The organism is Nitratireductor rhodophyticola (assembly GCF_019891355.1).
In the GTDB taxonomy this organism is placed as follows: domain Bacteria; phylum Pseudomonadota; class Alphaproteobacteria; order Rhizobiales; family Rhizobiaceae; genus Nitratireductor; species Nitratireductor rhodophyticola.
In genome coordinates, this window is record NZ_JAHSSF010000001.1 from 461847 (window position 1) to 486211 (window position 24365).

The window sequence follows — 24365 nt, forward strand, 5'->3', positions numbered from 1 at the left end:
GGCGATGATGTATGTAATCCGGATGAAGAACTGCGCTTTCTTCGCGCGTCACGGCGTGCACGACGAAGAAGAGCGCCTGGGCCAGCGCTTCTATGTGGATGCGGTGCTGACCGTGGAGCCTGGCCGTGCGCTTAGCGATGATTCTCTGGAGGGAACGGTCGACTACGGCGCGGCCTTCAAGGTCATTGAAGAGATCGTCGCCGGCAAGCGCCGGTTTCTGATTGAGGCTTTGGCGCTGGAAGTGGCGAAGGCACTTGCTGCCCGCTTCCCGCAGATTGCGCGTTCTGAAATCACGATACGCAAGCCCAACGCTCCTGTTCCTGGAGTTCTGGACTATGTCGAGGTTTCCGTGGTCTGGCCGCAGTAGAATGCAGGACGTTTATCTGGGTCTGGGGGGCAATATCGGAGACCCGCGCCGGGCGATGCAGATGGTTTTGGCGGCGCTCGATGCCCGGCGCGATACAGAGGTTCTCGCCGTCTCGTCGCTCTATCGCACGCCTCCGTGGGGCAAGCTCGATCAGCCGGATTTTCTCAATGCCGTTGCCATGGTGCGCACCAGCCTTGATCCGCATGCGCTCCTCGAGCAGTGTTTGACGATCGAACGGGCGCTCAAGCGCATACGGGCGGAGCGCTGGGGGCCGCGCCCCATCGACGTTGACATCCTGTTTTACGGTGACCGCACTGTGGACGATGCCGGGCTGACGATACCGCATCCGCGCATGGCCGAGCGTGCATTCGTCCTGGCGCCACTGGCCGAGATTGCGCCGGAGCGGGAGATTGACGGAAAATGCGCCAGAGCGCTCCTTGAAACGCTGGATCAGAGCGGTATGGAGCGAATTACGCCCGACGGAATGTGGTGGCGCGTCGATGGAGACAAAAAAAGCGGCTGAAAGCCGCTTTTTCTTCCCGAAAAACCTGGCGGCATGATCGACATGGCGCCCACAAGGCATCAGCGATTACTGCCGGGCGATGGCTTCGATGCCGCCGGAATCCGTGCGCTTCAGTTTCATTCCGATTACCGGAACCATATCGTCGTTCACCTGCACCGAAATGGTGATGTGCATCGTGTTTTTGTCGCTGATGCGCGCGCGCATCGCACCGCTGAGCGAGGAGCGGTGAAGAGCGAACACCACATCGTTTCCGATTACCTTGCCGCCGGTGACATCGAGACCCTTGCCGGCCGCGCCATCGAGAAAGGTTCCGATATAGCCGCCCTTTCCACGTACCACACTGGCCTTCATGGGCTGTGTGAAGACCCCGACACGACAGCTTCCGTCGAGCGCCATGCCAATCTTCTTGTCGGGCGTGCCACCGTCGAAATTACAGACGAACTTCGTACCCTTGTATTTGCCGGCGACAATCTCGCCGGGACCAGACCAGCTTCCTTCGACAGACTGGAAAAAACGCCGCTCCTTTTCCGAAGCTTCCGCCGTGCCGGCCAAACCGGAAATCGGGGCTGCTGCAGCGGCCAGAAGAGCGAGCTTGAGCGCGAATTTCAGCATGAGCTAAAGAACCAGACCAGGTTGAAAAAGAAATCTAGCGGGAATCCTGCCGCAGATTGGTTAAGGCTTTGTCTACCATACCGACCTGATTCGGTGGAGCCGCCGAGCGCATCAAACCCGGGGTTCCGGTTGCGATAGTCCGCAGGTGTGTCTTTTGAGACTCACCCGACCAGCCGACGATTTCAGAAAAACTGGCGCTTTGTTTTCGGGCTATCCTTGCCGGTTTTCTCGCTCGACGCGAAACTCGTGAGTGCTTTCAGAAAGTCGCCGATGCCCGGGCGCTGAACGGCGTTGAACGGGAGAGGACGGGCGGCGTCCATGGCGGCGATGCCGATGCGCGCCGTCATCATGCCGTTGACCACGCCTTCGCCGAGTTTCGCAGAAAGGCGCGCTGCAAGCCCGTGACCCACGACCTGCTGAACCAGCGTTTCACCGGCGGCCATGGAGCCGGTGATCGCAAGGTGCGTAAAGATGCTGCGCACAAGGCGCATGAATCCCAGGAACCCGGGGCGTCCGCCATAGAGGTCGGCAATGCGCCGTGTCAGCCGCGCGGCCTCGAAGAGCACATAGGCGATGTCGATCAGCGCCCGCGGCGATACCGCGGTCACCACCGACACCCGCTTGGCCGCATTCAAGACCTGGGTTCGTGCCATTGCGTCGAGGGGAGCGAGCAGTTCCTTCTCGGCAACCGCAAGCAGGTCCGCACCGTCGATCACATCGTCTTTGAGGCCCAGAAGCGTTTCGCGGCCGGCGGCCGTCTCGGGCTTGCGCGCCAGCAGACCCATGAGGTGATCCACCGTTTTCCTGGCTTCTGCGGTGTCATTGCGAAGGATCGCGTCCGCTGCATCCCGGCGCATCGCCTCGATGGAAGCGAGCCGCATGATGCCGAGTGCTTCACGAACAAGGATTGCCACGAACGCCAGCAGCGCTGTCGCGGCCACGCCGAGCGCCAGCCAGCCCAGCCAGTCGGCACGGTTGAAGAGGTCGCGGATCAACCGGTCGGTCCAGAGACCAATTGCCAGCGAAACGAGGATACCGAAGGCGGTGAAGAAGACGCGGCCCAGTATGGAGCGGCGGCGCGGCGGAACCGGCGGCGGGGTGGTGAGAGCCAGGTCCGGCTCGGCGAAATAATCGTCGCTTTCGGCGACCACCGCCACTGCCTTGCCGGGGCTCACTGCCTGCGGCTTTCGTTTGGCTGCCGGCTTTTCGACCTTTTCGGGTCTCGGCGGATCTATGCGAAACGATGCGGGCGCTCTCTTCATGCGAGATGGTCTCCGACAAGAAACTGAAGGGCCCGGTCAAGTCTGATATGAGGGAGAGAAAGGGTGACGCCTTCGGCGGTTCGCTCGAGCCGCGGTGGGCGAAACCGCACGAAACGGAGCGAGTGCTCGGGAGCGGAGCCGGCGTTTTCTTCGTCCGGTCCCGGCTGCTGGAAGATCAAACCGGGCTTTTCGGGCAGGTCGCCTGGAAAGATTGCCGTTTCGGTGTCGCCGTCGAAGGTCTCACCGGCGATGGTTTCGCCCTCCAGCGGTGTTCCGATGATGACGGGCAGTGTCTCCTTGCCCTGTCTTACGGTTCCCTCGCGCGTCGCCCGCACGGCGGCCATGGCGAGAACGTCGACCGCGGCGCCGGAAAAACCGGCCCGCGCGATGGCACGGTCGGCGAGCCTGCGCACGATTGCCTGCAACCGGTCATGGCTTTCGTGGTGGATGTGGTCCGCCTTGGTTGCCGCGACGAGAATCCGGTCGATGCGGTGTGAAAAAAGCCCGGTCAGGAGATTGCCGCGCCCCTGGCGAAAGCACGAGAGGATCTCGGTCAGCGCCCGTTCGAGGTCGGTAACGGCCTCGGCGCCCGCGTTCATGGCCTGCATTGCATCGATCAGCACGATCTGTCGGTCGAGCCTGGCGATGTGTTCGCGGAAAAACGGACGAACGACATGCGTCTTATATGCCTCATAGCGCCGCTCCATCATGGCATGCAGCGAGCCGGGCTTGCCCCGGGCGCCGGGCTCCACACCCAGCGGGGCGAAGGTCAATGCCGGAGAACCCTCCAGATCGCCCGGCATCAGGAAGCGGCCGGGTGGCAGCGTTGAAAGCGCCCGGTGATCGGCCTTGCATGCACGCAAATAGGATGAAAATGCCCCGAAAAGCCTGCGGGCGGCCATTTCATCTGCCGGTTCGTTCGGGTCGACCTCATGCGTCAGGGCGCGCCATTCAGCCGAAAGATCGGCGCGGGCAGGAAGGGCTGCCATCTCCAGCGCCTCGCGGCAGAAGGTTTCGTAATCCTTCGACAGCAGCGGTAGGTCGAGCAGCCATTCGCCAGGATAATCAACGATATCGAAGGATAGTTTCCCGCGTGACAGGAGACGGTTCCATGCTGATGCGGATTCGAATTCGACCGTCAGGCGCAACTCGGAGATGGCGCGTGTGGATTCGGGCCAGATACGGCTTTCGACAAGCGCGGCGATGTGATCTTCATACTGGAAGCGGGGGACCGCATCGTCCGGCTGGTGTTCCAGATAGGCCCTGGAAATACGCCCCGAACTCTGCGCGTCGAACAGCGGTAGCCGTCCACCATGCAGAAGATTGTGCACGAAAGCGGTGATGAAAACCGTCTTGCCGGCGCGTGAAAGCCCGGTAACGCCGATCCGCAGTGAGGGCGAAACGAGCCCGGCGGCGCGTCCGGCCAGCGTGTCGAGAGCAATCCGCGCTTCGTCCGTGTATGTGGTCAATGAAGCCAAAAGGCGAAATCCTCAAAAATCGCAAGACCTTGCATATAGGAACCCAAAGCCGTGATTGAAGACCGTTGGCGCAGCGTGCTGTCAGAGGTCCGGCTTCAGGAAGGCTTCGAGCCGCCCGCCATTGCGTCTTATATTTGCCAGTGGTCCGGGAAAGCTGATGACTGCAAGACCGCAAGTGGGGAAGCCGGAAGCGGTACCGCGCATTGCCTGTTGATCTCCTGCGGAAGGAAGTTCGAACGCCAGATCCTCCATCATCGGATTGTGCCCCACCAGCAGCAATGTCTCAGCCATCGGCGCTTCCCGCACGGCGTGCAGGTAGTCCGTTGCATCGGAATTGTACAATTCCGGGACAAGTTCCGTTTTTGGGGGGCTGTCGAAGAGTGTTGAAGCGACAAATTCAAGTGTTTCGACAGCGCGCCTGGCTGGAGAACACAGGATCAGATCGGGAATGAGGCCGGTTGAGCGCATTCGCGTCCCAAGCGCCTTTGCGTCGGACTGGCCCGACTGGGTAAGGGTTCTGTCGAAATCCGACGTACCGGGTGCCGCCCAGCCGGCCTTTGCGTGGCGAAGCAGGAAAAGGCGGGACATTACCGAAATCCGGGATAAAACGAAGAAAACGCGCCAAGAAGCTGCTGGTTTGAACCAAAACTGCGCGGATTTTCCGTCATTTTACCCTCCGTGGAATCCCGTGATCTCCCCGGGGAGTTTATACGCATCCCGCGTTTGGAGTAGGAGATATCCACTATTTCCGCTGCAATTAACAAAAGCGTGAAGCATGCGGCCTTTGTGCTTGTGGTTGCGGGGGTGCGTGAATATATAGGCGCGGGCGTCAAAACATCTCAGGGTGACTCGATGAATGAGCTCAGAAATGCCGAATACGTGCCCACCGAGGACGAACCCTTCATGAATGAGCGCCAACGCTCATATTTCCGTGCGAAACTGCTGCGTTGGAAAAGCGACATTCTCAAGGAAGCGCGTGAGACCCTCGAGGTACTGCAACAAGAAAGTGCAAATCACCCGGACCTCGCCGACCGTGCGTCGTCCGAAACGGATCGCGCAATCGAACTGCGAGCGCGTGACCGCCAGCGCAAGCTGATCTCCAAGATCGATGCCGCCCTGCAGCGCATCGAGGAGGGGACCTACGGTTATTGTGAAGAAACGGGTGAGCCGATTTCACTGAAGCGGCTTGATGCACGCCCGATTGCGACTTTATCGATCGAGGCACAGGAACGTCATGAACGCCGCGAGAAAGTCTATCGCGACGATTGATTTTTTTACTTTAAGCACGCTTTTGATCCGTGCTTGTTTTGTTTTGTGCGCGCCACCCCTCAGGGTTGGCGCTTTTTTCTTGTCCACCGTCTGGTGGAGCTTTGAAACCGGGCCGTCAGTGTTTCTGTTCTGAAAGCTCTTCAAGCAGGCGGCTCATCTCATCTTCGAGCGTGTGTTCGCCGGCCTGATTCTGTGCGGCGGATTGCTCTGCGCGTGAGGCTTCAAAATCAACGGCAGGAGTCTCGTCTGTGTGTTGCAACCCGGCGCCGGGTTCTGGTGGCCGGTGTTCCCCGGCGTCTTCGATACTCGGCTCACGTATCGGGGCAGCCGGCGCCACTGTGGCAAGCGAACCGATCGATGCCGCTGTAACGGCGCGCCGCGGAGCGGGCGACGACACGGGTTCCCGCATTGGCTGCGGGGCTTCTGTCACTGTTTCTGCCGGATAACGGCGAGGCGCCGGCGCGGGGGCCGGCCGACTGGCTATCTGGATCGTCGGTTCCGGTGCTGACGGGCGGCGTTCGGGCTCGGGTTCGGGCATTTCCGGTTCCGGGGAAGAGGGAGCGGTGCGGGGCGCCTCTCTCTCGATTTCCGGTTCCTGCATGCCGGAGGCTCGTGGTTCGACTGGCGCAGCCGGTTCTTCGACTTGCTGCGTCACAGGCTCGGCAGTCGTGGCACGGGGCCCCCCGATATTGGTTTCGATCACGAGATCGCCTGGTCCGCCGATCAGGATGAGGTGTTCCACATCATCGCGGCGCACCAGTACGAGACGTCTGTGGTTGTCCACGGGGGTGGCGTCCGTCACAGCCAGGCGCGGCTGCCTGCCACGTGCGCCGGAGATGAATGTCCCGGCGGTGAACCGGCGGTTTACCCGGAGAAACACAATAAGGACGACGGCGACGGCTATGAGAATGATCGTCCAGAAGGCCGCGGTCGCGTAAGCCTCTCCAAAAATTCCCACGAGCCAGTCGCGCATTCGTCTACTCCACTCTCAATCTGATCAGCCAAACTATGCGTCTCGCAGGGACGCGGCAACCCGCGGCTGCGCCGACAGAGCCTGCCCCCATGGTTTTCAGCAGCAAAATTCGCGCAAAGAAAGGCGATTTGCGTTTCGATTACATGTGTACGCTTGCAGATGCCGGGAGCCCTGATATATCCCGGAGAGGCCGGGTTCGCGTGGAGCCTGGCAGGAATTGGGCGCGACAGACGGGAAACGCATGGCCAAGCAGACCGGGGGAGAAATCCACGCAGCACCGATTGTCGACCAGAGTTCTCGACCCGGTGCCATCACGCGCCTGATCATATTCATCGTCATACTGACCCTTTCTGCGGTTGCATTTTCCGTGTTCCGCGAACGGCTCGGCGATCCGTTCCTGCTCGGACTCCTTGGTATTCTGGCGATGATCGGTGTGGGGTTTCTGTTCGCAACAGCCATCGGATTCGTGCAGGTCGCACCGCGTTCGGCGGGAAGTGAACTCTCCAGGGCCTTTGTCGATTCCATGGAGGAGGGCCTTGTGGTTGCGGACACCAAGGGCCGCATCCTTTATGCAAACAATGCTTATGCACAAATGACGGGTGCAACATCGGTGGCCGATGTGAAGACCGTCGACGGACTTCTGGCAGACAATCCGGAAGCCGCACCGGTGGTGGAGAAGCTTTCGGCCGGTCTGCGCGACGGACGTGCAGGTGACGGAGAGTTCCGGCTGTCGCGCTCCATCCGCCCCGGCGGTGCGCTTGGCGCCCGCTGGTACAGAACCTGGGCGCGCATCTTCAAGTTGCCGGGTTATCGTCAGCCGGTGTCCGCCTGGCAGATTGCCGATATTTCGGAAGAACGCGCCGAGCAGGAGCGCTTCTTCCTCGACCTTCAAAAGGCGATTGATCATCTGGATCATGCACCGGCGGGCTTTTTCGCGGCCGATCCCGACGGACGTGTGACCTATATCAACGCAACGCTGGCGGAATGGCTGGGCATCGATCTTGCCAATTTCGTGCCCGGAGCCGTGCGCCTGCCACAGATCGTTGCCGGTGACGGGATGGCGCTGATCAACGCGGTGAAGGCCGATCCGGGCACAGCGCGCAATGCGGTGATCGATCTCGACCTCTCTACAATGGGTGGCGAAGTGCTTCCGGTGCGTTTCATGCATCGCGTAACTGCAAGCCGCGAGGGAACTCCGGGGGCAACCCGCACCATCGTCCTGAACCGTCAGCTGGGTGAGGACGCGTCAGCGGACCTGCGTGCGTCCGAAGTGCGTTTCACCCGCTTTTTCAATTCCACGCCGATGGCGATTGCTTCGGTGGATCATGAAGGGCGGATCCTGCGCACCAATGCACCGTTCCTTTCGCTGTTCTCGCGTGTCGTCGACAGCGGTGCAGTGGAGCGGAATATCCGGCTGGATGCGGTCATTCACGAGAATGACCGCGAGGCGTTTGCCGCGGCGCTTGAAAGGGCAAAGCAACGCCAGGCGGAAATCGCGCCCATCGACACGATGCTGCCCGATGATGCAGAGCGGCACGTACGCTTCTACGTGAACCCCGTGGTCGACCACGATGGCGGGGAGGGCGCGGAGGAAGCCGCGATCGTCTATGCCGTGGAAACCACCGAGCAGAAGGCGCTCGAAGCGCAGATGGCGCAAAGCCAGAAAATGCAGGCCGTGGGACAGCTCGCCGGCGGCATCGCGCACGATTTCAACAACGTCCTGACGGCCATCATCATGGCCTCTGACCTCCTTTTGACGAACCACCGTCCGTCCGACCCGTCTTTCCCGGACATCATGAACATCAAGCAGAATGCCAATCGCGCTGCGTCGCTGGTGCGTCAGCTCCTGGCGTTCTCGCGTAGGCAGACCCTGCGTCCGGAAGTGCTCAACCTGACGGATGTTCTGGCGGATCTGAGAATGCTGCTTGCGCGCCTCGTCGGCAGTGAGATCACACTCTCCATCGAGCATGGGCGCGATCTTTGGCCGGTCAAGGCCGATATCGGTCAGTTCGAGCAGGTTGTCGTGAACCTGACGGTCAACGCACGCGATGCAATGCCGGAAGGGGGCAAGCTTGCTGTGCGGACCCGGAACATTTCCGCCGAAGAGTGCGCCCAGTTTTCTTATCGCGAAATGGCAGCGGCCGACTATGTGGCTGTCGAGGTGAGCGACACGGGTACGGGCATCGATCCCGAAACCATCAAGAAGATATTCGAGCCATTCTTCACCACCAAGGAAGTGGGCAAGGGAACCGGGCTTGGCCTTTCCATGGTGTATGGCATCGTCAAGCAGACGGGCGGCTTCATTTTCTGCGATTCCGAGCTGGGCGAGGGCACCACATTCCGAATCTTCCTGCCGCGTCATGTTCCGAGCGAAGCGGAGAAATCTGCCGATGAAGCCGCTGCACGAGGGAATGACGCTGCGAAGGCGAAAGAAGAAAACCGCGACCTTTCAGGCTCTGCACGCGTGCTCCTCGTAGAAGATGAGGATGCGGTCCGGATGGGCAGTGTGCGCGCGCTCTCCTCCCGGGGTTATGAAGTGCATGAGGCCAGCTCCGGCGTCGAGGCGCTCGAGATATTCAACGAGCTGGATGGCAAGGTCGACATCGTCGTTTCCGACGTTGTGATGCCGGAAATGGACGGCCCGACACTGCTTGGCGAGCTGCGCAAGGCGCAGCCCGACATCAAGTTCATCTTTGTGTCCGGTTATGCCGAGGATGCCTTTGCAAAGAACCTGCCGGAGGATGCGCAGTTCGGCTTCCTGCCGAAGCCTTTCTCTCTAAAACAGCTTGCAACTGTTGTTAAGGAAATGCTGGAGGAAGCCTGATCGTTTCAGACTTCTCGCCATTTGCAAAAAAAAACTGCGCCGATGCGGTGCCCATAAAGCTGGACTGTCAGACTGAAACTGTGCGGCGAACGCGGTTTTGCGTTCCAAACAGCTTTATGTAGCGCTCGATTTCGGCTGGGTCGCCTGTTGCCTTTTCCGGGTTGTCGGAGAGTTTGACCGCCGGTTGGCCATTTGCGCTGCTCACCTTGCAGACGACCGAGATCGCCTTCAGACCATTCACTTCCGTTGGCGCGCAGTTCTCGAAATCATTGGTGAGGTTGGTGCCCCAGCCAAAGGCCATGCGCACCTTTCCCTCGAAATGGCGGTAGGCCGCTTCGATCGTGTCTACATCGAGGCCGTCGGAAAAGATCAGCAGCTTGTCACGCGGATCTTTGCCGTGCTTGCGCCAGAACTCCATGATGCGTTCCCCGCCTTCGATTGGAGGCGCGCTGTCGGGACGGAAGCCCGTCCAGTCCGCGACCCATGGCGGGGCGTCACGCAGGAAGGATTCCGTGCCGAATGCATCGGGAAGCACGATCAGCAGGTTGCCGCCGTAGTAGCTCTGCCAGTCTTCGAGAACGCGATAGGGGGCCTCGAGAAGTTCCTCGTCAGTTCTGGCCAGCGCTGCCAGCACCATCGGCAGCTCGTGAGCGTTCGTGCCAAGTGCTTCCAGGTCCGTATCCATGGCGAGAAGCACGTTGGATGTGCCGGTAAAGGAACCGCCGATGCCTTCTTTAAGCGCTTCCACGCACCAGCGCTGCCAGAGGAAAGAATGCCGCCGCCTGGTGCCAAAATCGGAAATCCTGATGTCCGGCAGCTTTTTCAGGCGTTCGACCTTGGTCCAGACCTTGGCCTTGGCGCGAGCATAGAGAACATCGAGCGCGAAGGGGCCGAGCGAGCGCATGGCAGCGCGCGATCGCAGCTCGTTGATGATCGCAAGGGCGGGAATCTCCCACATCGTGGTTTCCATCCATTTGCCATGGAAGTTGAGTTCATACTGGCCGCCACGACGGGTGAGCTCGTATTCTGGTAACCGGAAATCCGCGAGCCAGTTGAGGAACTCCGGCTGGAAAATCTGCTTGCGCCCATAAAACGTATTACCGGCGAGCCAGATCATTTCCTTTTTGGTGAAGCGGATCGCACGGGCGTGATCCAGTTGCTCGCGCAGTTCCCCTTCATCGATCTCTTCGGCCAGGAGGACCGACTTGTTGCGGTTTATAAGAGAGAAGGTCGCATCGACATTCGGATACAGCCCCCAGATCATCTGCAGCATCAGAAGCTTGTAGAAGTCCGTGTCCAGGAGGCTGCGGCAGATGGGGTCGAGCTTCCAGGCGTGATTGTAGACGCGGCGCGCGATATCGGTTTTCGGCATGATGTGCGTTTCCTGCGAGTGTAGTCCACCGGTTCGCGGCGTTCGTCCGGCAGACCACACCGGCAGGCCACGATTGTCAACGACCGCCAGAGTCAAACCTTGCGGTGCAAGGGGAAACGCACATCGAAATTGCGATCTTCACCAGGCTCTGAACCTGGCTTTCGCCAGCTTTGAGACAATTGCGCGGCGGATGGTTAAAGCTTCGTTAACAGATGAGGCGGACACTGACTGCCGGGAGGAGTCTCGAGGAGATGAGTATGATCTACTCTGGCTTTTCCAAACGGCGTCTGGCTTTAAGTGGGGCTCTTCTTTTGGGCGCATTTGCGCCTTCATGGACAATGGCTGTTGCGCATGAGGCAAAGAGCGGCTGGCGCTATCCCTATGCCTGCTGCTCCGATCGCGACTGCCGGGAGGTCTCGAACGCCGCCGTCACGGAGGGACCCGAGGGATATGTCATCAGGGTAACCGGTGAAGTGTTGCCGTATACGGACAAGCGTGTGCGCAACTCGCCCGATGGCGTGTTCCACTGGTGCTCCGTGGCCGGAAAGATGGACGGCCGCACCATCTGCCTGTTTGTGCCGCCACGCAGCTTCTGACGCGGTGGAAGACAGGCCGTGAGGCGCAGCGCAAGGTGCTGTGTCAGAGCGGAATGTTGTCGTGCTTTTTCCAGGGGTTCTGGAGGTCCTTGTTGCGCAGCATCCGCAGGGCACGGGCAATGCGCGTCCGTGTCGAATGCGGCATGATAACCTCGTCCACATATCCTCGCTCGGCCGCCACAAAGGGCGAGAGGAAGCGGTCCTCATACATTTTTGTGTGGGCGGCTATCTTGTCCGGATCGTCAATGTCCTTGCGGAAGATGATTTCCACGGCACCCTTGGCACCCATCACCGCGATCTGGGCCGAAGGCCAGGCGTAATTGATGTCACCGCGCAGGTGTTTGGAGGCCATGACGTCGTAGGCCCCGCCAAATGCCTTGCGTGTGATGAGGGTGATCTTGGGAACCGTTGCCTCCGCGTAGGCAAAGAGCAGTTTGGCGCCGTGCTTGATCAGCCCGCCATACTCCTGCGCGGTGCCCGGCAGGAATCCGGGAACATCCACATAGGTGACAAGCGGAATGTTGAAGCAATCGCAGAAGCGTACGAAGCGGGCGGCCTTTCGGGACGCGTCCGAATCCAGAACGCCCGCCAGCACCATCGGTTGATTGGCGACGAAACCCACCGTGCGGCCCTCCACGCGACCGAACCCGGTCACGATGTTTTTGGCGAAGGACGTCTGAATCTCGAAAAAATCCGCTTCGTCGCAGGTTTTCAGGATCAGCTCACGGATGTCGTAGGGTTTGTTGGCATTGTCTGGGACCAGCCGGTCAAGAGAGTAATCGGGGTCCGAGACGGGCTGGAAACACTCCACTTCGGGCAGGTCAGCCGTGTTCGACGTTGGCAGGAAATCGATCAGGCGGCGCATCTGCAGGAGCGCTTCCACATCGTTGTCGTAGGCGCCATCGGCTATGGAGGATTTGACGGTGTGGACGGAGGCTCCGCCGAGTTCTTCGGCCGTTACCGTTTCGTTGGTGACGGTTTTGACCACATCCGGCCCGGTGACGAACATGTAGGAGGTGTCGCGCACCATGAAGATAAAATCGGTCATGGCCGGGGAATAGACGTCACCACCGGCGCAGGGGCCCATGATGACGGAAATCTGCGGGATGACGCCGGAGGCGAGAACGTTGCGCTGGAAGATCTCGGCGTAGCCGCCGAGTGCCGCCACGCCCTCCTGAATGCGCGCGCCACCTGCATCGTAAAAGCCGATGATGGGCGCGCGGTTCTTCAGCGCCATCTCCTGAACCTTGACCACCTTTTCCGCATGCGCTTCGGAAAGAGAGCCGCCGAACACGGTGAAATCCTTGGCAAAAACGAAGACGGTGCGCCCGTTGACCGTGCCCCATCCCGTCACCACGCCATCGCCGGAAATGCGGGTTTTCTCCATGCCGAAATCGGTGGATCGATGCTCGACGAACATGTCGAACTCTTCGAACGTGCCTTCATCGAGGAACGTCTCGATGCGCTCACGCGCGGTCAACTTGCCCTTGGCGTGCTGGGCGTCGATCCGCCGCTGGCCTCCACCCTCGCGTGCGGCAGCGCGGCGACGTTCCAACTCGAGAAGAACCTCTTTCATGCTTGTCTCCCCCAAAGGCAATCAACGGCCTTCTGCTGTTAGCATGGCGGCAGCGGCAGGAAAATACGCCGTGCGTTCCAGATAACGCACGGCGCGTTTGCAGAATTTACCAGCTGCCGGTGTTTTCCATGGAGGCCCAGGGCTCGGCCGGCTCCCTTGCGCCGCCCTTCTGGAGGAGTTCGATCGAGATCCCGTCAGGCGAACGAACAAAGGCCATGCGGCCGTCGCGGGGCGGGCGGTTTATGGTGACGCCTGCCTTCATCAGCCGGTCACAAAGAGCGTAGATGTCGTCAACCTCGTAGGCGAGGTGTCCAAAATTGCGGCCCCCGTCATAGTCCTCCGGGTCCCAGTTGTATGTGAGCTCGATCAGCGGTGCCTGTTCCTGGCTCGCGCGCGCTTGATCTGCGGGGGCCGAAAGGAAGATCAGGGTGAAACGTCCCTTCTCGTTCTCAGAGCGGCGAACCTCGGTCAGTCCGAGCTTGTTGCAGTAGAATTCGAGCGATTCATCAATGTCTTTTACACGGACCATGGTGTGCAGGTAGCGCATGTTTTCTCTCGCTTGCTGGTTTACGTATACGGTACGGGGGCTCTACACGTTCTATTCGGCAATGTTGCACGTTAACCGGTTGTGCCGTTTTGCCGAAATCCCTCAAATCCGGCTGATTTCACCTGCTGTTGAAAATCAGAAACTGGGTCTTGCTATGCCACAAAGCGCCAATGCTATCTTTGAAACACACAGTGAGTCGGGCGGACTTGAGAAAAGGCTTGATGGGATGGACGACAAGTCCTCGACAACCAAGAGGTACGAGGCTGGCGATAAGGCGCCGAAAACGGATGACGTCGCGGAAACCGGGGAACTGGTAGAGATTTCCGGCGCCATCAAATGGTTCGACGTGGCGAAAGGCTATGGCTTTATCCTCCCGGACAATGAAGAGCATGGCGATGTGCTACTTCACGTAACCTGCCTGCGCAAGGATGGGTTCCAGACGGCACTCGAGGGCGCACGGGTCGTTTGCCTGGCCCAGCAGGGCGAAAAGGGGCTGCAGGCCTTCAAGGTGGTGTCGATCGACCTTTCGACGGCGGTTCATCCGAGTGAGGATCAGGCACCGCGCACCCATGTTACCGTTGTCGCGGAGAGCGGGCTGGAGCGGGCGATTGTCAAATGGTTCAACCGCACCAAGGGGTTTGGGTTCCTGACCAGGGGTGAGGGGACCGAGGACATTTTCGTTCATATGGAAACCCTGCGCCGTTACGGTGTGACGGAACTGCGCCCCGGCCAGGTGGTTCTGGTCCGTTTCGGGCGAGGCGAAAAGGGCCTCATGGCCGCCGAAGTCTATCCCGATCTTGGCACGTTGAACGCCGCGCACTGATCTTGCGCGGCTCCCGTACCTGAGAGAGTGCCAGCGATGCCGCGCTTTGTGTTTTCCCTGTCTGGCTGTTTTCTGTCTGCTGTCGTTGCCCTGATGGTTGCGACAGCCGGGGCGCTTGCGCAGGGCTCGGCGATGCGGCTGCCGGTCGACCCTGAACCGCTTGTCGCGATCACATCGTCGGGCGAGGTCCGGTTTGACATCGAGATCGCCGACGAGCCGCATGAACGTCAGCGCGGCCTTATGTTCCGCCAGTCCATGCCCGCTGATCGTGGCATGCTCTTCGTCTTTCCGGCGGAGAGCCGGCAGGGCTTCTGGATGCAGAACACGCCACTCGCACTTGACCTGATGTTTGTCGGTGCCGACGGCACGGTACGGGCGATTGCACCAGGAACACCTTTCTCCACCGCGTCCATATCACCAGATGTGGAATCTCAATTCGTGCTTGAACTGCTGGCGGGAACCGCGCAGAAGATGGGTATCGAGGTCGGTGATCGTCTGCGCCATCCGCGCATCGAGACTGCCGGCGCACAATAGTCAGCAGCGGCGCATATCCAGACATGCAGTCTTTCAAACATGACGGGTTCGAACTTTCCTTTATCGATGAAGGGCAGGGCGATCCAATTCTCCTGATCCACGGCTTCGCTTCCACCCACTATGTGAATTGGGTGGCGCCGGGCTGGGTGAAAACGCTGCGGGATGCGGGTTTTCGCGTGATCGCACTCGACAATCGCGGCCATGGCCGCTCCACCAAGAGCCATGACGAGGCGGTTTACACACCCCGCAAAATGGCTGGCGATGCGGCAGCGCTGCTTGATCATCTGGACATTCCGAAGGCGCATGTGATGGGTTATTCCATGGGCGCGCGCATTTCCGCTTTTCTCGCCCTTGAACATCCCTCGAAAGTCGCGACGCTGATCCTGGGGGGGCTGGGACTGGGCATGATCGAGGGCGTTGGCGAATGGGATGAGATCGCCGAGGCCCTGCTGACCGACGACCCCGATACCATCGCCTCGGAGCGTGGTCAGATGTTTCGCAAGTTCGCAGACCAGACGAAGAGCGATCGCAGGGCACTCGCAGCCTGCATCGCGACCTCGCGTGAACTTTTGACCGAACAGGATGCGGCGAGGATAGCCGTGCCGACGCTGGTGGCGGTGGGAACGCGCGACGATATTGCCGGTTCGCCCGAAGGCCTTGCCGATCTGTTGCCTAATGGCGTCGCGTTTGCCATTGAGAGACGGGATCATATGCTGGCGGTGGGCGACCGGACATTCAAGGCGCGCGCGCTGGCATTTCTGGAGGAGCACCCTCTTGATCGAACGTAAGGCGATTTCATTCGTCGGGGCCGAAGGCAATCGGCTGACCGGTGACATATGGGATGGTGGCGGTCAGCCGGTCGTTTTTCTGCATGGCGGCGGACAGACCCGCCGCGCATGGGATGCAACGGCCCGGGATGTGGCCAAGCGCGGCATGCGGGCAATCGCGGTCGATCAGCGCGGCCATGGCGAGAGCGCCTGGGTGGAAAGCGGGCATTACGGCTTTCATCACTATGGCGAGGATGCAGCGGCAATCTTTCACCAGGTGCACGAGCGCTTTCACACGCGGCCCGCGGCTGTGGGCGCATCGCTTGGCGGCCTTGCCTCTTTGACGGCGGAAATGCGGGCTGGCCCGATTCTGGACGCGCTGGTTCTTGTCGATATCACGCCGCGTCTCGACCCTGTCGGGGTGGACCGGATTCAGGGTTTCATGGGCGCGCGGATGGAGGAGGGGTTTGCCTCTCTCGAAGAGGCAGCCGATGCAATTGCTGCGTATCTTCCGCACCGCGCACCGCGCCGCTCCCTCGAAGGTCTTCGCAAGAACCTGCGGCAGGATGAAGATGGCCGCTATCGCTGGCACTGGGACCCGGCCTTCATCAAGGGCGCGGTGAACATCAATTCCGGCGCGGAAGCGCTAATGCAGGAACTGATCGCAGGTCTGCCGGAACTGCACCTTCCCGTTCTTCTTGTCCGCGGAATGCGGTCGGAGCTGGTGCAGGAATCTCACGCGCGGGAGTTCGTCTCGCTCGCCCCGGCTGCATCCTATGTCGATGTTGGCGGCGCGGGGCACATGGTTGTCGGAGACCGAAATGACGTTTTCGCTTCGGAAATCCTGAAGTTTCTGGGCCGTGATCAGGCGGCCTGATCGCTCAGCGCCCCTGGAAGCGGGCGGGTCGGCGTTCACGAAAAGCCAGGCGCCCCTCCGCGTAGTCTGCGCTCTCGAAGGTAATGTCGCCCAGATTCTGCGCGTGCGAGACGTCGCTCGCGCGGCAAGACAGAGCGGCTGCGATGGATGCCTTCGAAGCACGGATTGACAGGGGCGCGTTGGCGGCGAGCATTGTCGCTATCTCCTGTGCCCGGCTGGCCAGAACGTCGGTGGGCACGATTTCAAGAAGGAAACCGCACTCCCTGGCGCGCGCTGCATCGATCCGGGCACCGGTGAATGTGAGATAGCGCGCCATCTGCGCACCCGCTGTGGCGACAATGTCGCCCATAGCCTCGACCGGATAGGCAAGGCCGAGCCGGGCGGCGGGAACTGCAAAGAGCGCATCTGGTGTTGAAATCCGCAGATCGCATGCCGCCGCCAGACCGAAACCACCGCCGAAGCAGACGCCGGAGATGGCGGCGACCGTGGGCAGGCGCGTGTTGCGGATGGCGGCGAATGCCTCTGCGTTCAACGCTTCATAGACCCGCGCCGTTTCCGCATCCCGGCGTACGGTCTCGAATTCGGAGATGTCGGCCCCCGCGCAGAAATTGTCGCCCGCTCCGCGCAGGATCATCACGCGTGCCGTGTCGTCGGCGTCAAGTTTTTCAATTGCGGCAATGAGGTCGCGCCACATTGCCTGCGAGACAGCGTTCATCTTCCCCGGACGCGAGAGGAGAATTGTGGCAACACCATCGATGCAGGAAACGCGGAGGGCTGGCTCACTGTGATGGGCTGGCACTGTCATGCATCAATTTTCCTGTAACTATGGTCACGGTTTTTTGCGGTTCAACTACCAAGGCTTCTGACGTATGTTGCCATGCAAGGCAAGTTTACGCCTTGGAGCATCGGACCGAAAAGTGGGATCCGGTTTTCGGATTGTTCCGATGCTCCATTTATAGTTTGGATCGTCCTTTGTGCGTCCGGATGGACGCACGGCGATCTAGAGCATTATGCGGGCAGGTGGAATCACCTGACGTTTGCATGTGCGTGGATAACTGAGATATGGAGCGTCCTTCGGACCGGCATGACTTGCACGGGGTAATGTGTCGCAAAACCCTGAAAACCATGAAGTCTTCCTGCGGTGGCGCTATGCCCATCCGCACAAACCAGGCCGATCATTGCGGCCATATTCATAGGCCCTGAGCCCGGGTGGAGAAATCCAATGAACGCACGCAACGCAATTCGCCAGCGCAGTTCCGGCAAAAGCACCCCGCAGCCGGTGGATCCGATCTGGTATGCCGTGCGCGAAGAGGCAGAGGCCGCGGTTGCCAACGATCCGCTTCTGGCAGCGTTTCTCTATGCCACGATCCTCAATCATGACGATCTGGAAAGCGCGGTAATTCACCGGGTGGCCGAGCGGCTCGACCATCCGGACATGGGCGCGGATCTCATCCGACAGACATTTCACGCGATGCTGAATGCCGACCCGGAATGGCGTACAACGGTGCGTGTCGACATTCAGGCCTATTACGACCGGGATCCGGCCTGCGATCGTTTTCTGATGCCGGTGCTTTATTTCAAGGGGTTCCACGCGATCCAGACACACCGGCTGGCCCATTGGCTCTGGAATGAGGGGCGACGGGACTTCGCCCTGTATCTGCAGAGCCGCTCCTCCGCTGCCTTCCAGACGGACATCAATCCGGCAGCGCGGATGGGCAAGGGAATCTTCATTGACCATGCGACCGGGGTCGTGATCGGCGAAACTGCCGTTGTGGAAGACGACGTTTCACTTCTTCATGCCGTGACCCTCGGCGGTACAGGCAAGGAAACCGGCGATCGACATCCAAAGATTCGCCATGGCGTTCTGATTGGCGCCGGCGCGAAGATCCTCGGCAATATCGAGGTCGGTCACTGCGCCCGGGTCGCTGCGGGATCGGTCGTACTGAATGATGTGCCGTCCGCCAAGACAGTTGCGGGTGTGCCGGCACGGGTTGTCGGTGAGTCCGGATGCAGCGAACCATCGCGCTCGATGGATCAGACGCTTCACGGCGAAGCCTGAGAGGCTCCCGCGACCTCAACATTGTCGTTTTGCGTTGCGATGGCGGTTGGAGGGGGGGCGGCTGTTCGGAAACGCCTGTTGACCTGCGGAAGCTTTACGGCTGAAATCCCGGTTTCAGGGTTTACAGTGGCGCAGGGCTCATGTCAGAAGCGCGCCACCACAGCAGTGCCGCCAATCATCTATCTGGGTGATTTGTCGGTTCTGTACGAAATCTGAAGCTGCGCATAAGGGTTGCTAAGAATATCCGACCCTGGCGATGCGCGATGCACTGGAGATGTTTCTTGAATCCCGAGGAAATCAGAAAGCTGGAAGCGTATTTCAAACGCACCTTCAACAATCCCGCCTTGAGTGTGAAGGCGCGCCCGCGCAAGGACGATTCCTGCGAGCTCTATCTGGGAGATGAGTTTCTCGGAATCATCTTCAAGGATGAGGATGAAGGAGAGCTTTCCTATAATTTCTCGATGGCCATTCTCGACATCGATCTCTGAGAAGCACTGCCAGATCATCTCTTTGGAAAGCCCGCGTGCAATACAGTTGCCTGCGGGCTTTCTGATTTCGGTCTCCGGTCGTCGGCGCGCGTTCTGTTAGCCAGGTGCATTGAGAAGGCGCGCAACCTTCTGCTTTATCGCGCTATCCAGAACCTGCCAGTTTCCCAGGAGCGAAGCAGGGAAGCGGTAGGTCATGCTCAGGCGGTTTCCGACGTTAATGTCCCGCTCGCAGGGTGCTAGCGCTTCGCGGGCTGCTGTGCCTGTCAGGCAACGGGCAACGAATGGTTGATCTGTCCCGGCATTCTCTGCGATGGCCAGAACCTCCCCCGCATATCCCGAATCCCTCTTGAAACGATGGAACCGAATGTTCCCCGGGCCGGCCACTGAGCGCGTTTCGATGATCTGCCGGTAAACCGGCTCCAGCCTGTTGCTCATATCGCGCGACATCACCTGTTCCTCGAATGTGAGGAATATGATGTTCCGCGCTCCGTCGACATGATTGAAATCGTTGCGCCGCTCGGGCGTGTATCCCTCAAGCTCGGGCCATGACAGATAGATGTCCAGACGCAGCGTGACGCCATCCATGCGTGCACTCTTGAAGCGGATGGCATTTTCAGGAACCGTCAGAACATTGTTCCGGATCACGATTTCCCGAAGCCTGACCGATTCGGTGTGGCCGGCATTCGAAAGGCTGGCACCATACCAGCGTCCGAAAAGGAAGATGCCGAGAGACAGGACAAGGAGCACAAGGCAGAGCTGGAGCACGCGGATCGCAAGACGATGTCTCCGCGAAGCCGGCTCCGCGCCGGAATCCCCAGTGGTTTCGCCGGTCGCCAGTGTCATCCCCTCGTGCACGCCTCCCGCGGATGGGAGAATCATCATCAAGTTTCTGAATATCAATGAAACCTTGGCTCTACATGGTAAAGGGACAGTAAATCTCTGCCGCAGGAGCTTCCTGAAGAATGGAGACCGGGAGCGTTTTCCTGAAGCCGCTATTCTGCTTTGGAGCGGGATGCTGCAGAGTACGACTTGTTCGAACTGGAGTGGACTATGCCGATTTACGCACTGGCGGGCGAAAGCCCCGTTTTCGAAGACAGGGAAACCAACTGGATCGCGCCGGATGCCTCGATTATCGGACGGGTGCGGCTAGGTCGCAACGCCGGTATCTGGTTCGGTGCCGTCTTGCGTGGTGATAATGAGCCCATCGAGATCGGAGAAAACACCAATATTCAGGAGCATTCGGTGCTGCACACGGATATGGGCTTCCCGCTGCGCATCGGGCGCGGATGCACGATTGGCCACCGGGCGATCCTGCATGGCTGCACAATCGGCGAAAACAGCCTGATCGGCATGGGCGCGATTGTCCTCAATGGAGCCGAGATCGGCAGGAACTGCCTCATAGGCGCGGGTGCACTCGTAACAGAGAACAAGAAAATCCCCGACAATTCGCTCGTCGTCGGCTCACCGGCAAAGGTTGTGCGGGAACTGGACGACGAAGCCGTGCGCGCTCTTCAGTGGTCATCCGCTCACTACGTGGAGAACGGCAACCGCTTTCTGAATGAACTGAAGACGCTCTAGGGTCCTGACCCTAGGAGCCCGGAAAAAGGCGGAGCCGACCCATGGGGTGGGCCGGCTCCTGTACCCGGTCGTTGGGGACGGGGAGGTGGGGACTCGACCGGGTGTCCCGGAGCGGACCCGGCTGCGCGGAGGTCAGAAGCGCAGTGTTGTCCGTCGGATGTCAGTCTGTCATGGGCGCGTCCCGTCCATTGCGCCCATGAGTATGGAATGTATCAGCGGCTCGAGGCAACGCTGCCGACAGCGATGGCCCGCCCATCGTTGATGGTGACCCATTTGCCGGAATGAGACGCCGACTGGCGTTTCAGATAGGTGTAGTCCGTATCGGTCCAAACTGAAACACGTGCTTCCAGATTGTCCAGAATATAGTCACCCATGCTGGTGACAACCGTCAGCACCGCATGTCCATCTCCGTTGGGCTGGCGCACGACCGTGATCAGCAGATTGCCGGCCGGTACGCCCGCGCGGATGAGGCGCCGACGCTTCTCAAGGACGTAGTCTTCGCAGTCGCCATAGGCCTGAGGGTAGGACCAGTATTCCTCAACACCCCACATTTCCATGTCGGTGCGCGGCAGAACCGTCGAATTCACAGCGTTGTTGACGTCGATCATAGCCTGCCAGAGCTTCCGCGTGAGCTGCACCGGGCGCGGACGCGCCGTGGTCTGGCGGCACTCCACCGGTTCACGCTGACACAGCTCATAGTGCCCGATAGGCTGACTGGTAAGGCCGCCGATCTTCATGAAATTGGGTGTGGCGAACGCCCCCGTGGTGAACGCCCCCATTGCGATTGCGGCTGCGGCCATGAGCCGTGCGCTTGTTGAAAGCCCCATTGTCTTGTCTCCCCGTTTGACGCGACAATGGCAGAGGGGAATTTATTCTAGGCAAAATTGCACAGTATAAGTCTCGATAAATTCTATCTGTATTTGGAATTAATAAGAATAAAAATCGATCTTGTTTTGATTTTTATTTGAGTAAAGTTTGCTTAAAATTGTAACGAAATTGAAGAAGCGATCCGGAGGCGGAATGAAGAATCTGCGCGCATTGGTGTTCGACCTGGCGGGCATGAAGCCGGCGGACGACTGAATGGCGGCTGCGCGCAATGACGACCCCGGAGCCGCGCGCGTGGTGTGGGCTCAGGACTACCTTTGTTCCCTGGTTATGGGAGCATGGTGAAAGGTGCCAGAAGCGACCTGCCGGCCGGAGAGGCCAGGGATGTGATTGCAGCGGATTTCGAGGTTCTGACCTCGGGCGTTGTCAGACTTCGGCAGCGAGCGAGAATTCTGCTTCCAGAGCCTGACGGTCCTGAATGCTGGCAAATTCGATGGCCACTCCGTCGTCGAAGTGGCGGACCACCTGGCCACGCATTGTGCCAATATGAACCTGGGTGCCCCGTTCAGGCCTGACTTCGCTCTCAATGGCTGCGCCGGAGAGCGAAAGATCGATAATGCGGCAGCGGTATTCGCGGCCGTCCGGCAGACGCAGGACGCTGATCGGATTGCGCGGTGCGATGCGCTCGTGGCGACGATCCTCGGGCAGGTCCAGTTCGTGCTTGTTGGCGAGCCAGGTGAGCTGTGCTGCGAGCTTGTCGCGTTTGCGCTCCGATGCAACCACCGTCATGGCGAAACCGTCGCGGTTGACCCGGATGATTTCACCTTCGATGCGGCCAACATGATCGAGATAGGCGATAACACGTTCACCCTGGCGGCCTGACCGCTGGGCGATCAGGCAGACATCGCCCGGCGACATGTCGGTCACGCGGCACGCGTGTTCGCTGCGGTCTTCCAGCATGAAACGGCCGTAGATCGACACTTTCACGCGCTGAAAACTGCGTCGCTCATCATCCAGTGTGGACCGGTTTATCGCCGCTGACATGGTGGTATGCGCTCTTCGCTGTGGCGGTTCTGATGCCCAGTCGGGCAGCGCTACACTACGCCCAATCGGTTAACAACCGGTAAGAGCAACTATACGTTGCGGCCACCGTCGAAGACCACCAGATGCCGGAAGCGACGGCCCTGACCGGGCTCGATCAGACTGTCGGTAATGGACCGTCGTTCGGGCACCAGTGGCGGGACTTCAACGGCAGGACGGTTTTTCAGGAGAACCGGCTCGCGATCCGCATCGATGAGACGCAGAGACGTCACTTCGCAGTCGACGAGGGCCTCTGCACCCAGCCAGAAGGGCTTTTCGCAGGCCAGAAGCGAACCCATCGCGCGGGGGCTCTCCATCCCACCTTCCAGAGGCAGGAGCAAGAGCTCGAACGACGCCCTGTCGTCTGCTTTGTTTTTTCCGTCGAAGGTAAGAACGACGACGGACTTCATGTCGAAAACGCTGCGTGCGAGTTTTCCGACCACTGTCTGATCGCGGTCCGCCCAAAGCGATGCGAAGGAAAGGCCCTTCAGCTCTTTTCCAAAAGTGGCACACAGCCGGGTGCCGGCGAGGCGGAAGACGGCTTCGCTCCGTGCGTCCTTTTCAAGGATGAACGTATCGGCCAGCAGGGACTTGATCTCTGCAGGTTCAACTTCCGTGCGCCTGGGGGCCGGACGGTTGCCGCGCAACCTGTTCCAATATTGGAACAACGTCACTGAACCATCGTGTCTCATGCCTCTTGGCTCCTTACTTTCGGCCCGGGCCTGTCCCATAGGCGGACAGGTGTGGGCATTTTCAATAGCGACATGTGGATGGCTGCAGGTTGCGTGCCAGAGCGGCCGGGGTTGTTCACCTGCCCGTTTTGTTAAGGTTAAAAAAGGGTTTCAATTGCATGGCCGGCGGGGCGCTGGCAGTGTCTGGCTGTCAGCAAGACCGAATCATTCACAGACGGGCAGGGCCGAAGTTCGGAACAAGAACCGGCAGGGGGGCTCGACAAAGCCGTTCAGGTTGTTTTGCCTGGACGGCTTTTTCTGTCCGGTGGGTCTGCTGGATCGCTCTGCGTCCAACCGCACGCACAAAGGACGATCCAGACTGTTGATGGAGCATCGGAATAGCCCGAAAACCGGATTCCACTTTTCGGTCCGATGCTTTAAGCAAAATCATGGACAGAGATGAAGATCACAAGATTCCGGCGGCGGCAGCCGACAGGGTGGGGCATGGCGGGAATGATGGACGCGAGCCCGTCTTCAATCTGGCGCCGGCGGTTGCGGGCATCGGCCTTGTTTGCATTGCCATCTACGCGGTGGAAGCATTCTGGCTGAATCTGGATCAGCAGCTCTGGCTGATGCTGCATTTCGCTTTCCTGCCAATTCGCTATACGGGGCCGTTTGCACTTGATTTTTCAGCCCTGATCAGCCCGGTCACCTATTCCCTCCTGCATGGAAGCTGGGGACATTTGCTGGTCAACCTGATCTGGCTTGCCGCTTTCGGTTCGCCGCTTGCCAATCGGATCGGCACCATGCGCTTCCTGCTTTTCTGGATTGCGGGCGCTCTCTCAGCGGTCGCGCTTCATTTTGTACTCTATCCGTCGTCAGTGGTTCCCCTGGTCGGGGCGTCCGGCTCCATTTCGGCAATGATGGGGGCTGCGGCGCGTTTTGCCTTCCGTGTGGACCGCCGCGCACCAAAACCGGCTTTCACCGGACCGGTCCTGCCGGTATCGGTGGTCTTGAGATCCCGGATGGTTCTGGTCTTCCTCGGGGTCTGGATGGTTGTAAACCTCGCCACGGGCGTATTCAGCGGCACGACGATCGACGGGCCGCAGATCGCCTGGGAGGCGCATATCGGCGGTTTTCTTCTGGGCTTTTTCGGTGTTCGCGCGTTCGATCGCCGCCATGCCGCGCCGCAATATCCTCAGGACAATTGACGAGCACGCGAGACGGTATTCCACCACTTGCAAAGCACTCGGGCTCGGCGCAA

26 protein-coding genes are annotated in these 24365 nt (G+C 59.8%); 13 read left to right on the plus strand and 13 right to left on the minus strand.

Translation table 11 applies throughout. The features are described 5' to 3' along the window. The first annotated feature begins 7 nt into the window (after positions 1–7). Together folB and folK are read left to right on the plus strand one after the other, a co-directional pair. Positions 8–367: a dihydroneopterin aldolase gene (folB, locus tag KUG85_RS02090; RefSeq protein ID WP_007007133.1), complete on the plus strand. Its 360-nt coding sequence runs from the start codon at positions 8–10 to the stop codon at positions 365–367. Position 368: 1 nt separating this feature from the next. Then, a complete protein-coding gene (gene folK, locus KUG85_RS02095; RefSeq protein ID WP_223003987.1) occupies positions 369–890 on the plus strand; it encodes a 2-amino-4-hydroxy-6-hydroxymethyldihydropteridine diphosphokinase in 522 nt (173 codons plus the stop codon). 66 nt (positions 891–956) lie between these two features. Here folK and KUG85_RS02100 read toward each other — a convergent pair whose 3' ends face one another. The 4 genes from KUG85_RS02100 to KUG85_RS02115 form a co-directional block, all read right to left on the minus strand. Then, positions 957–1502 carry a hypothetical protein gene (locus KUG85_RS02100; protein ID WP_007008011.1) on the minus strand — a complete coding sequence of 182 codons (546 nt, stop codon included), beginning with the start codon at positions 1500–1502 and terminating at the stop codon, positions 957–959. Between the two features lie 182 nt (positions 1503–1684). Then, entirely contained in the window at positions 1685–2764 is a 1080-nt protein-coding gene (locus KUG85_RS02105) for a YcjF family protein (protein WP_223003988.1), read from the minus strand. Further along, positions 2761–4242, minus strand: a complete 1482-nt coding sequence (locus KUG85_RS02110) for a YcjX family GTP-binding protein (RefSeq protein ID WP_223003989.1) — start codon at positions 4240–4242, stop codon at positions 2761–2763. Before KUG85_RS02110 ends, KUG85_RS02105 begins: the two co-directional genes overlap by 4 nt. A gap of 81 nt (positions 4243–4323) precedes the next feature. Further along, positions 4324–4830, minus strand: coding sequence for a SixA phosphatase family protein (locus KUG85_RS02115; protein WP_223003990.1), 507 nt, complete (start codon positions 4828–4830; stop codon positions 4324–4326). 264 nt (positions 4831–5094) lie between these two features. On the opposite strand from KUG85_RS02115, the gene dksA reads away from it, so the two are divergent. Next, positions 5095–5511, plus strand: a complete 417-nt coding sequence (gene dksA, locus KUG85_RS02120; RefSeq protein ID WP_007008015.1) for an RNA polymerase-binding protein DksA — start codon at positions 5095–5097, stop codon at positions 5509–5511. Positions 5512–5626: 115 nt separating this feature from the next. On the opposite strand, the gene KUG85_RS02125 is transcribed toward dksA, so the two are convergent. Continuing rightward, positions 5627–6484: a flagellar biosynthetic protein FliO gene (locus KUG85_RS02125; protein ID WP_223003991.1), complete on the minus strand. Its 858-nt coding sequence runs from the start codon at positions 6482–6484 to the stop codon at positions 5627–5629. 241 nt (positions 6485–6725) lie between these two features. On the opposite strand from KUG85_RS02125, the gene cckA reads away from it, so the two are divergent. Further along, entirely contained in the window at positions 6726–9308 is a 2583-nt protein-coding gene (gene cckA, locus KUG85_RS02130) for a cell cycle histidine kinase CckA (RefSeq protein ID WP_223003992.1), read from the plus strand. Positions 9309–9375: 67 nt separating this feature from the next. Here the strand turns inward: cckA and pncB are convergent, their stop codons facing one another. Then, positions 9376–10680 (minus strand): nicotinate phosphoribosyltransferase, encoded by a 1305-nt coding sequence (gene pncB, locus KUG85_RS02135; RefSeq protein WP_223003993.1) that lies wholly within the window; start codon positions 10678–10680, stop codon positions 9376–9378. Between the two features lie 338 nt (positions 10681–11018). On the opposite strand from pncB, the gene KUG85_RS02140 reads away from it, so the two are divergent. Further along, a complete protein-coding gene (locus KUG85_RS02140; RefSeq protein ID WP_100213155.1) occupies positions 11019–11276 on the plus strand; it encodes a hypothetical protein in 258 nt (85 codons plus the stop codon). Between the two features lie 43 nt (positions 11277–11319). On the opposite strand, the gene KUG85_RS02145 is transcribed toward KUG85_RS02140, so the two are convergent. Both KUG85_RS02145 and gloA read right to left on the minus strand, forming a co-directional pair. Continuing rightward, the gene (locus KUG85_RS02145; RefSeq protein WP_007008020.1) at positions 11320–12852 is read right to left on the minus strand and encodes an acyl-CoA carboxylase subunit beta; all 1533 of its coding nucleotides are present in this window, start codon (positions 12850–12852) and stop codon (positions 11320–11322) included. A gap of 106 nt (positions 12853–12958) precedes the next feature. After that, positions 12959–13399, minus strand: a complete 441-nt coding sequence (gloA, locus tag KUG85_RS02150; RefSeq protein WP_007008021.1) for a lactoylglutathione lyase — start codon at positions 13397–13399, stop codon at positions 12959–12961. Positions 13400–13625: 226 nt separating this feature from the next. Here gloA and KUG85_RS02155 point away from each other — a divergent pair, with 226 nt between their 5' ends. The 4 genes from KUG85_RS02155 to KUG85_RS02170 all read left to right on the plus strand — a co-directional run bounded on the left by KUG85_RS02155 (position 13626) and on the right by KUG85_RS02170 (position 16400). Further along, the gene (locus KUG85_RS02155; RefSeq protein ID WP_065815203.1) at positions 13626–14222 is read left to right on the plus strand and encodes a cold-shock protein; all 597 of its coding nucleotides are present in this window, start codon (positions 13626–13628) and stop codon (positions 14220–14222) included. A 93-nt stretch (positions 14223–14315) separates the two neighbouring features. Beyond that, positions 14316–14756: a DUF192 domain-containing protein gene (locus KUG85_RS02160; RefSeq protein ID WP_255606227.1), complete on the plus strand. Its 441-nt coding sequence runs from the start codon at positions 14316–14318 to the stop codon at positions 14754–14756. Between the two features lie 23 nt (positions 14757–14779). Then, complete coding sequence (locus KUG85_RS02165; RefSeq protein WP_065815205.1) at positions 14780–15544, plus strand: alpha/beta fold hydrolase; 765 nt, start codon at positions 14780–14782, stop codon at positions 15542–15544. Beyond that, positions 15531–16400, plus strand: a complete 870-nt coding sequence (locus KUG85_RS02170) for an alpha/beta fold hydrolase (RefSeq protein WP_223003995.1) — start codon at positions 15531–15533, stop codon at positions 16398–16400. Before KUG85_RS02165 ends, KUG85_RS02170 begins: the two co-directional genes overlap by 14 nt. A 4-nt stretch (positions 16401–16404) precedes the next feature. On the opposite strand, the gene KUG85_RS02175 is transcribed toward KUG85_RS02170, so the two are convergent. Continuing rightward, positions 16405–17205 (minus strand): enoyl-CoA hydratase/isomerase family protein, encoded by an 801-nt coding sequence (locus KUG85_RS02175; RefSeq protein WP_223003996.1) that lies wholly within the window; start codon positions 17203–17205, stop codon positions 16405–16407. 417 nt (positions 17206–17622) lie between these two features. Between KUG85_RS02175 and cysE the strand changes: the two genes are divergently transcribed. Both cysE and KUG85_RS02185 read left to right on the plus strand, forming a co-directional pair. Continuing rightward, positions 17623–18459 (plus strand): serine O-acetyltransferase, encoded by an 837-nt coding sequence (gene cysE, locus KUG85_RS02180; protein WP_223003997.1) that lies wholly within the window; start codon positions 17623–17625, stop codon positions 18457–18459. Positions 18460–18740: 281 nt separating this feature from the next. After that, on the plus strand, positions 18741–18947 hold the full coding sequence (locus KUG85_RS02185) for a DUF3126 family protein (RefSeq protein ID WP_007008028.1): 207 nt from the start codon (positions 18741–18743) through the stop codon (positions 18945–18947). Positions 18948–19043: 96 nt separating this feature from the next. Here the strand turns inward: KUG85_RS02185 and KUG85_RS02190 are convergent, their stop codons facing one another. Further along, a complete protein-coding gene (locus KUG85_RS02190; protein WP_223003998.1) occupies positions 19044–19790 on the minus strand; it encodes a hypothetical protein in 747 nt (248 codons plus the stop codon). A 207-nt stretch (positions 19791–19997) separates the two neighbouring features. Between KUG85_RS02190 and KUG85_RS02195 the strand changes: the two genes are divergently transcribed. Continuing rightward, positions 19998–20525 (plus strand): gamma carbonic anhydrase family protein, encoded by a 528-nt coding sequence (locus tag KUG85_RS02195; RefSeq protein WP_065815209.1) that lies wholly within the window; start codon positions 19998–20000, stop codon positions 20523–20525. A gap of 212 nt (positions 20526–20737) precedes the next feature. Here KUG85_RS02195 and KUG85_RS02200 read toward each other — a convergent pair whose 3' ends face one another. The 3 genes from KUG85_RS02200 to KUG85_RS02210 form a co-directional block, all read right to left on the minus strand. Then, on the minus strand, positions 20738–21352 hold the full coding sequence (locus KUG85_RS02200; protein ID WP_065815210.1) for a transglutaminase-like cysteine peptidase: 615 nt from the start codon (positions 21350–21352) through the stop codon (positions 20738–20740). Positions 21353–21776: 424 nt separating this feature from the next. Beyond that, positions 21777–22394, minus strand: a complete 618-nt coding sequence (locus tag KUG85_RS02205; protein WP_065815211.1) for a PilZ domain-containing protein — start codon at positions 22392–22394, stop codon at positions 21777–21779. Positions 22395–22483: 89 nt separating this feature from the next. Next, the gene (locus KUG85_RS02210) at positions 22484–23122 is read right to left on the minus strand and encodes a PAS domain-containing protein (RefSeq protein ID WP_223003999.1); all 639 of its coding nucleotides are present in this window, start codon (positions 23120–23122) and stop codon (positions 22484–22486) included. 428 nt (positions 23123–23550) lie between these two features. Between KUG85_RS02210 and KUG85_RS02215 the strand changes: the two genes are divergently transcribed. Further along, positions 23551–24312 carry a rhomboid family intramembrane serine protease gene (locus tag KUG85_RS02215; protein ID WP_223004000.1) on the plus strand — a complete coding sequence of 254 codons (762 nt, stop codon included), beginning with the start codon at positions 23551–23553 and terminating at the stop codon, positions 24310–24312. Positions 24313–24365 lie beyond the last annotated feature (53 nt).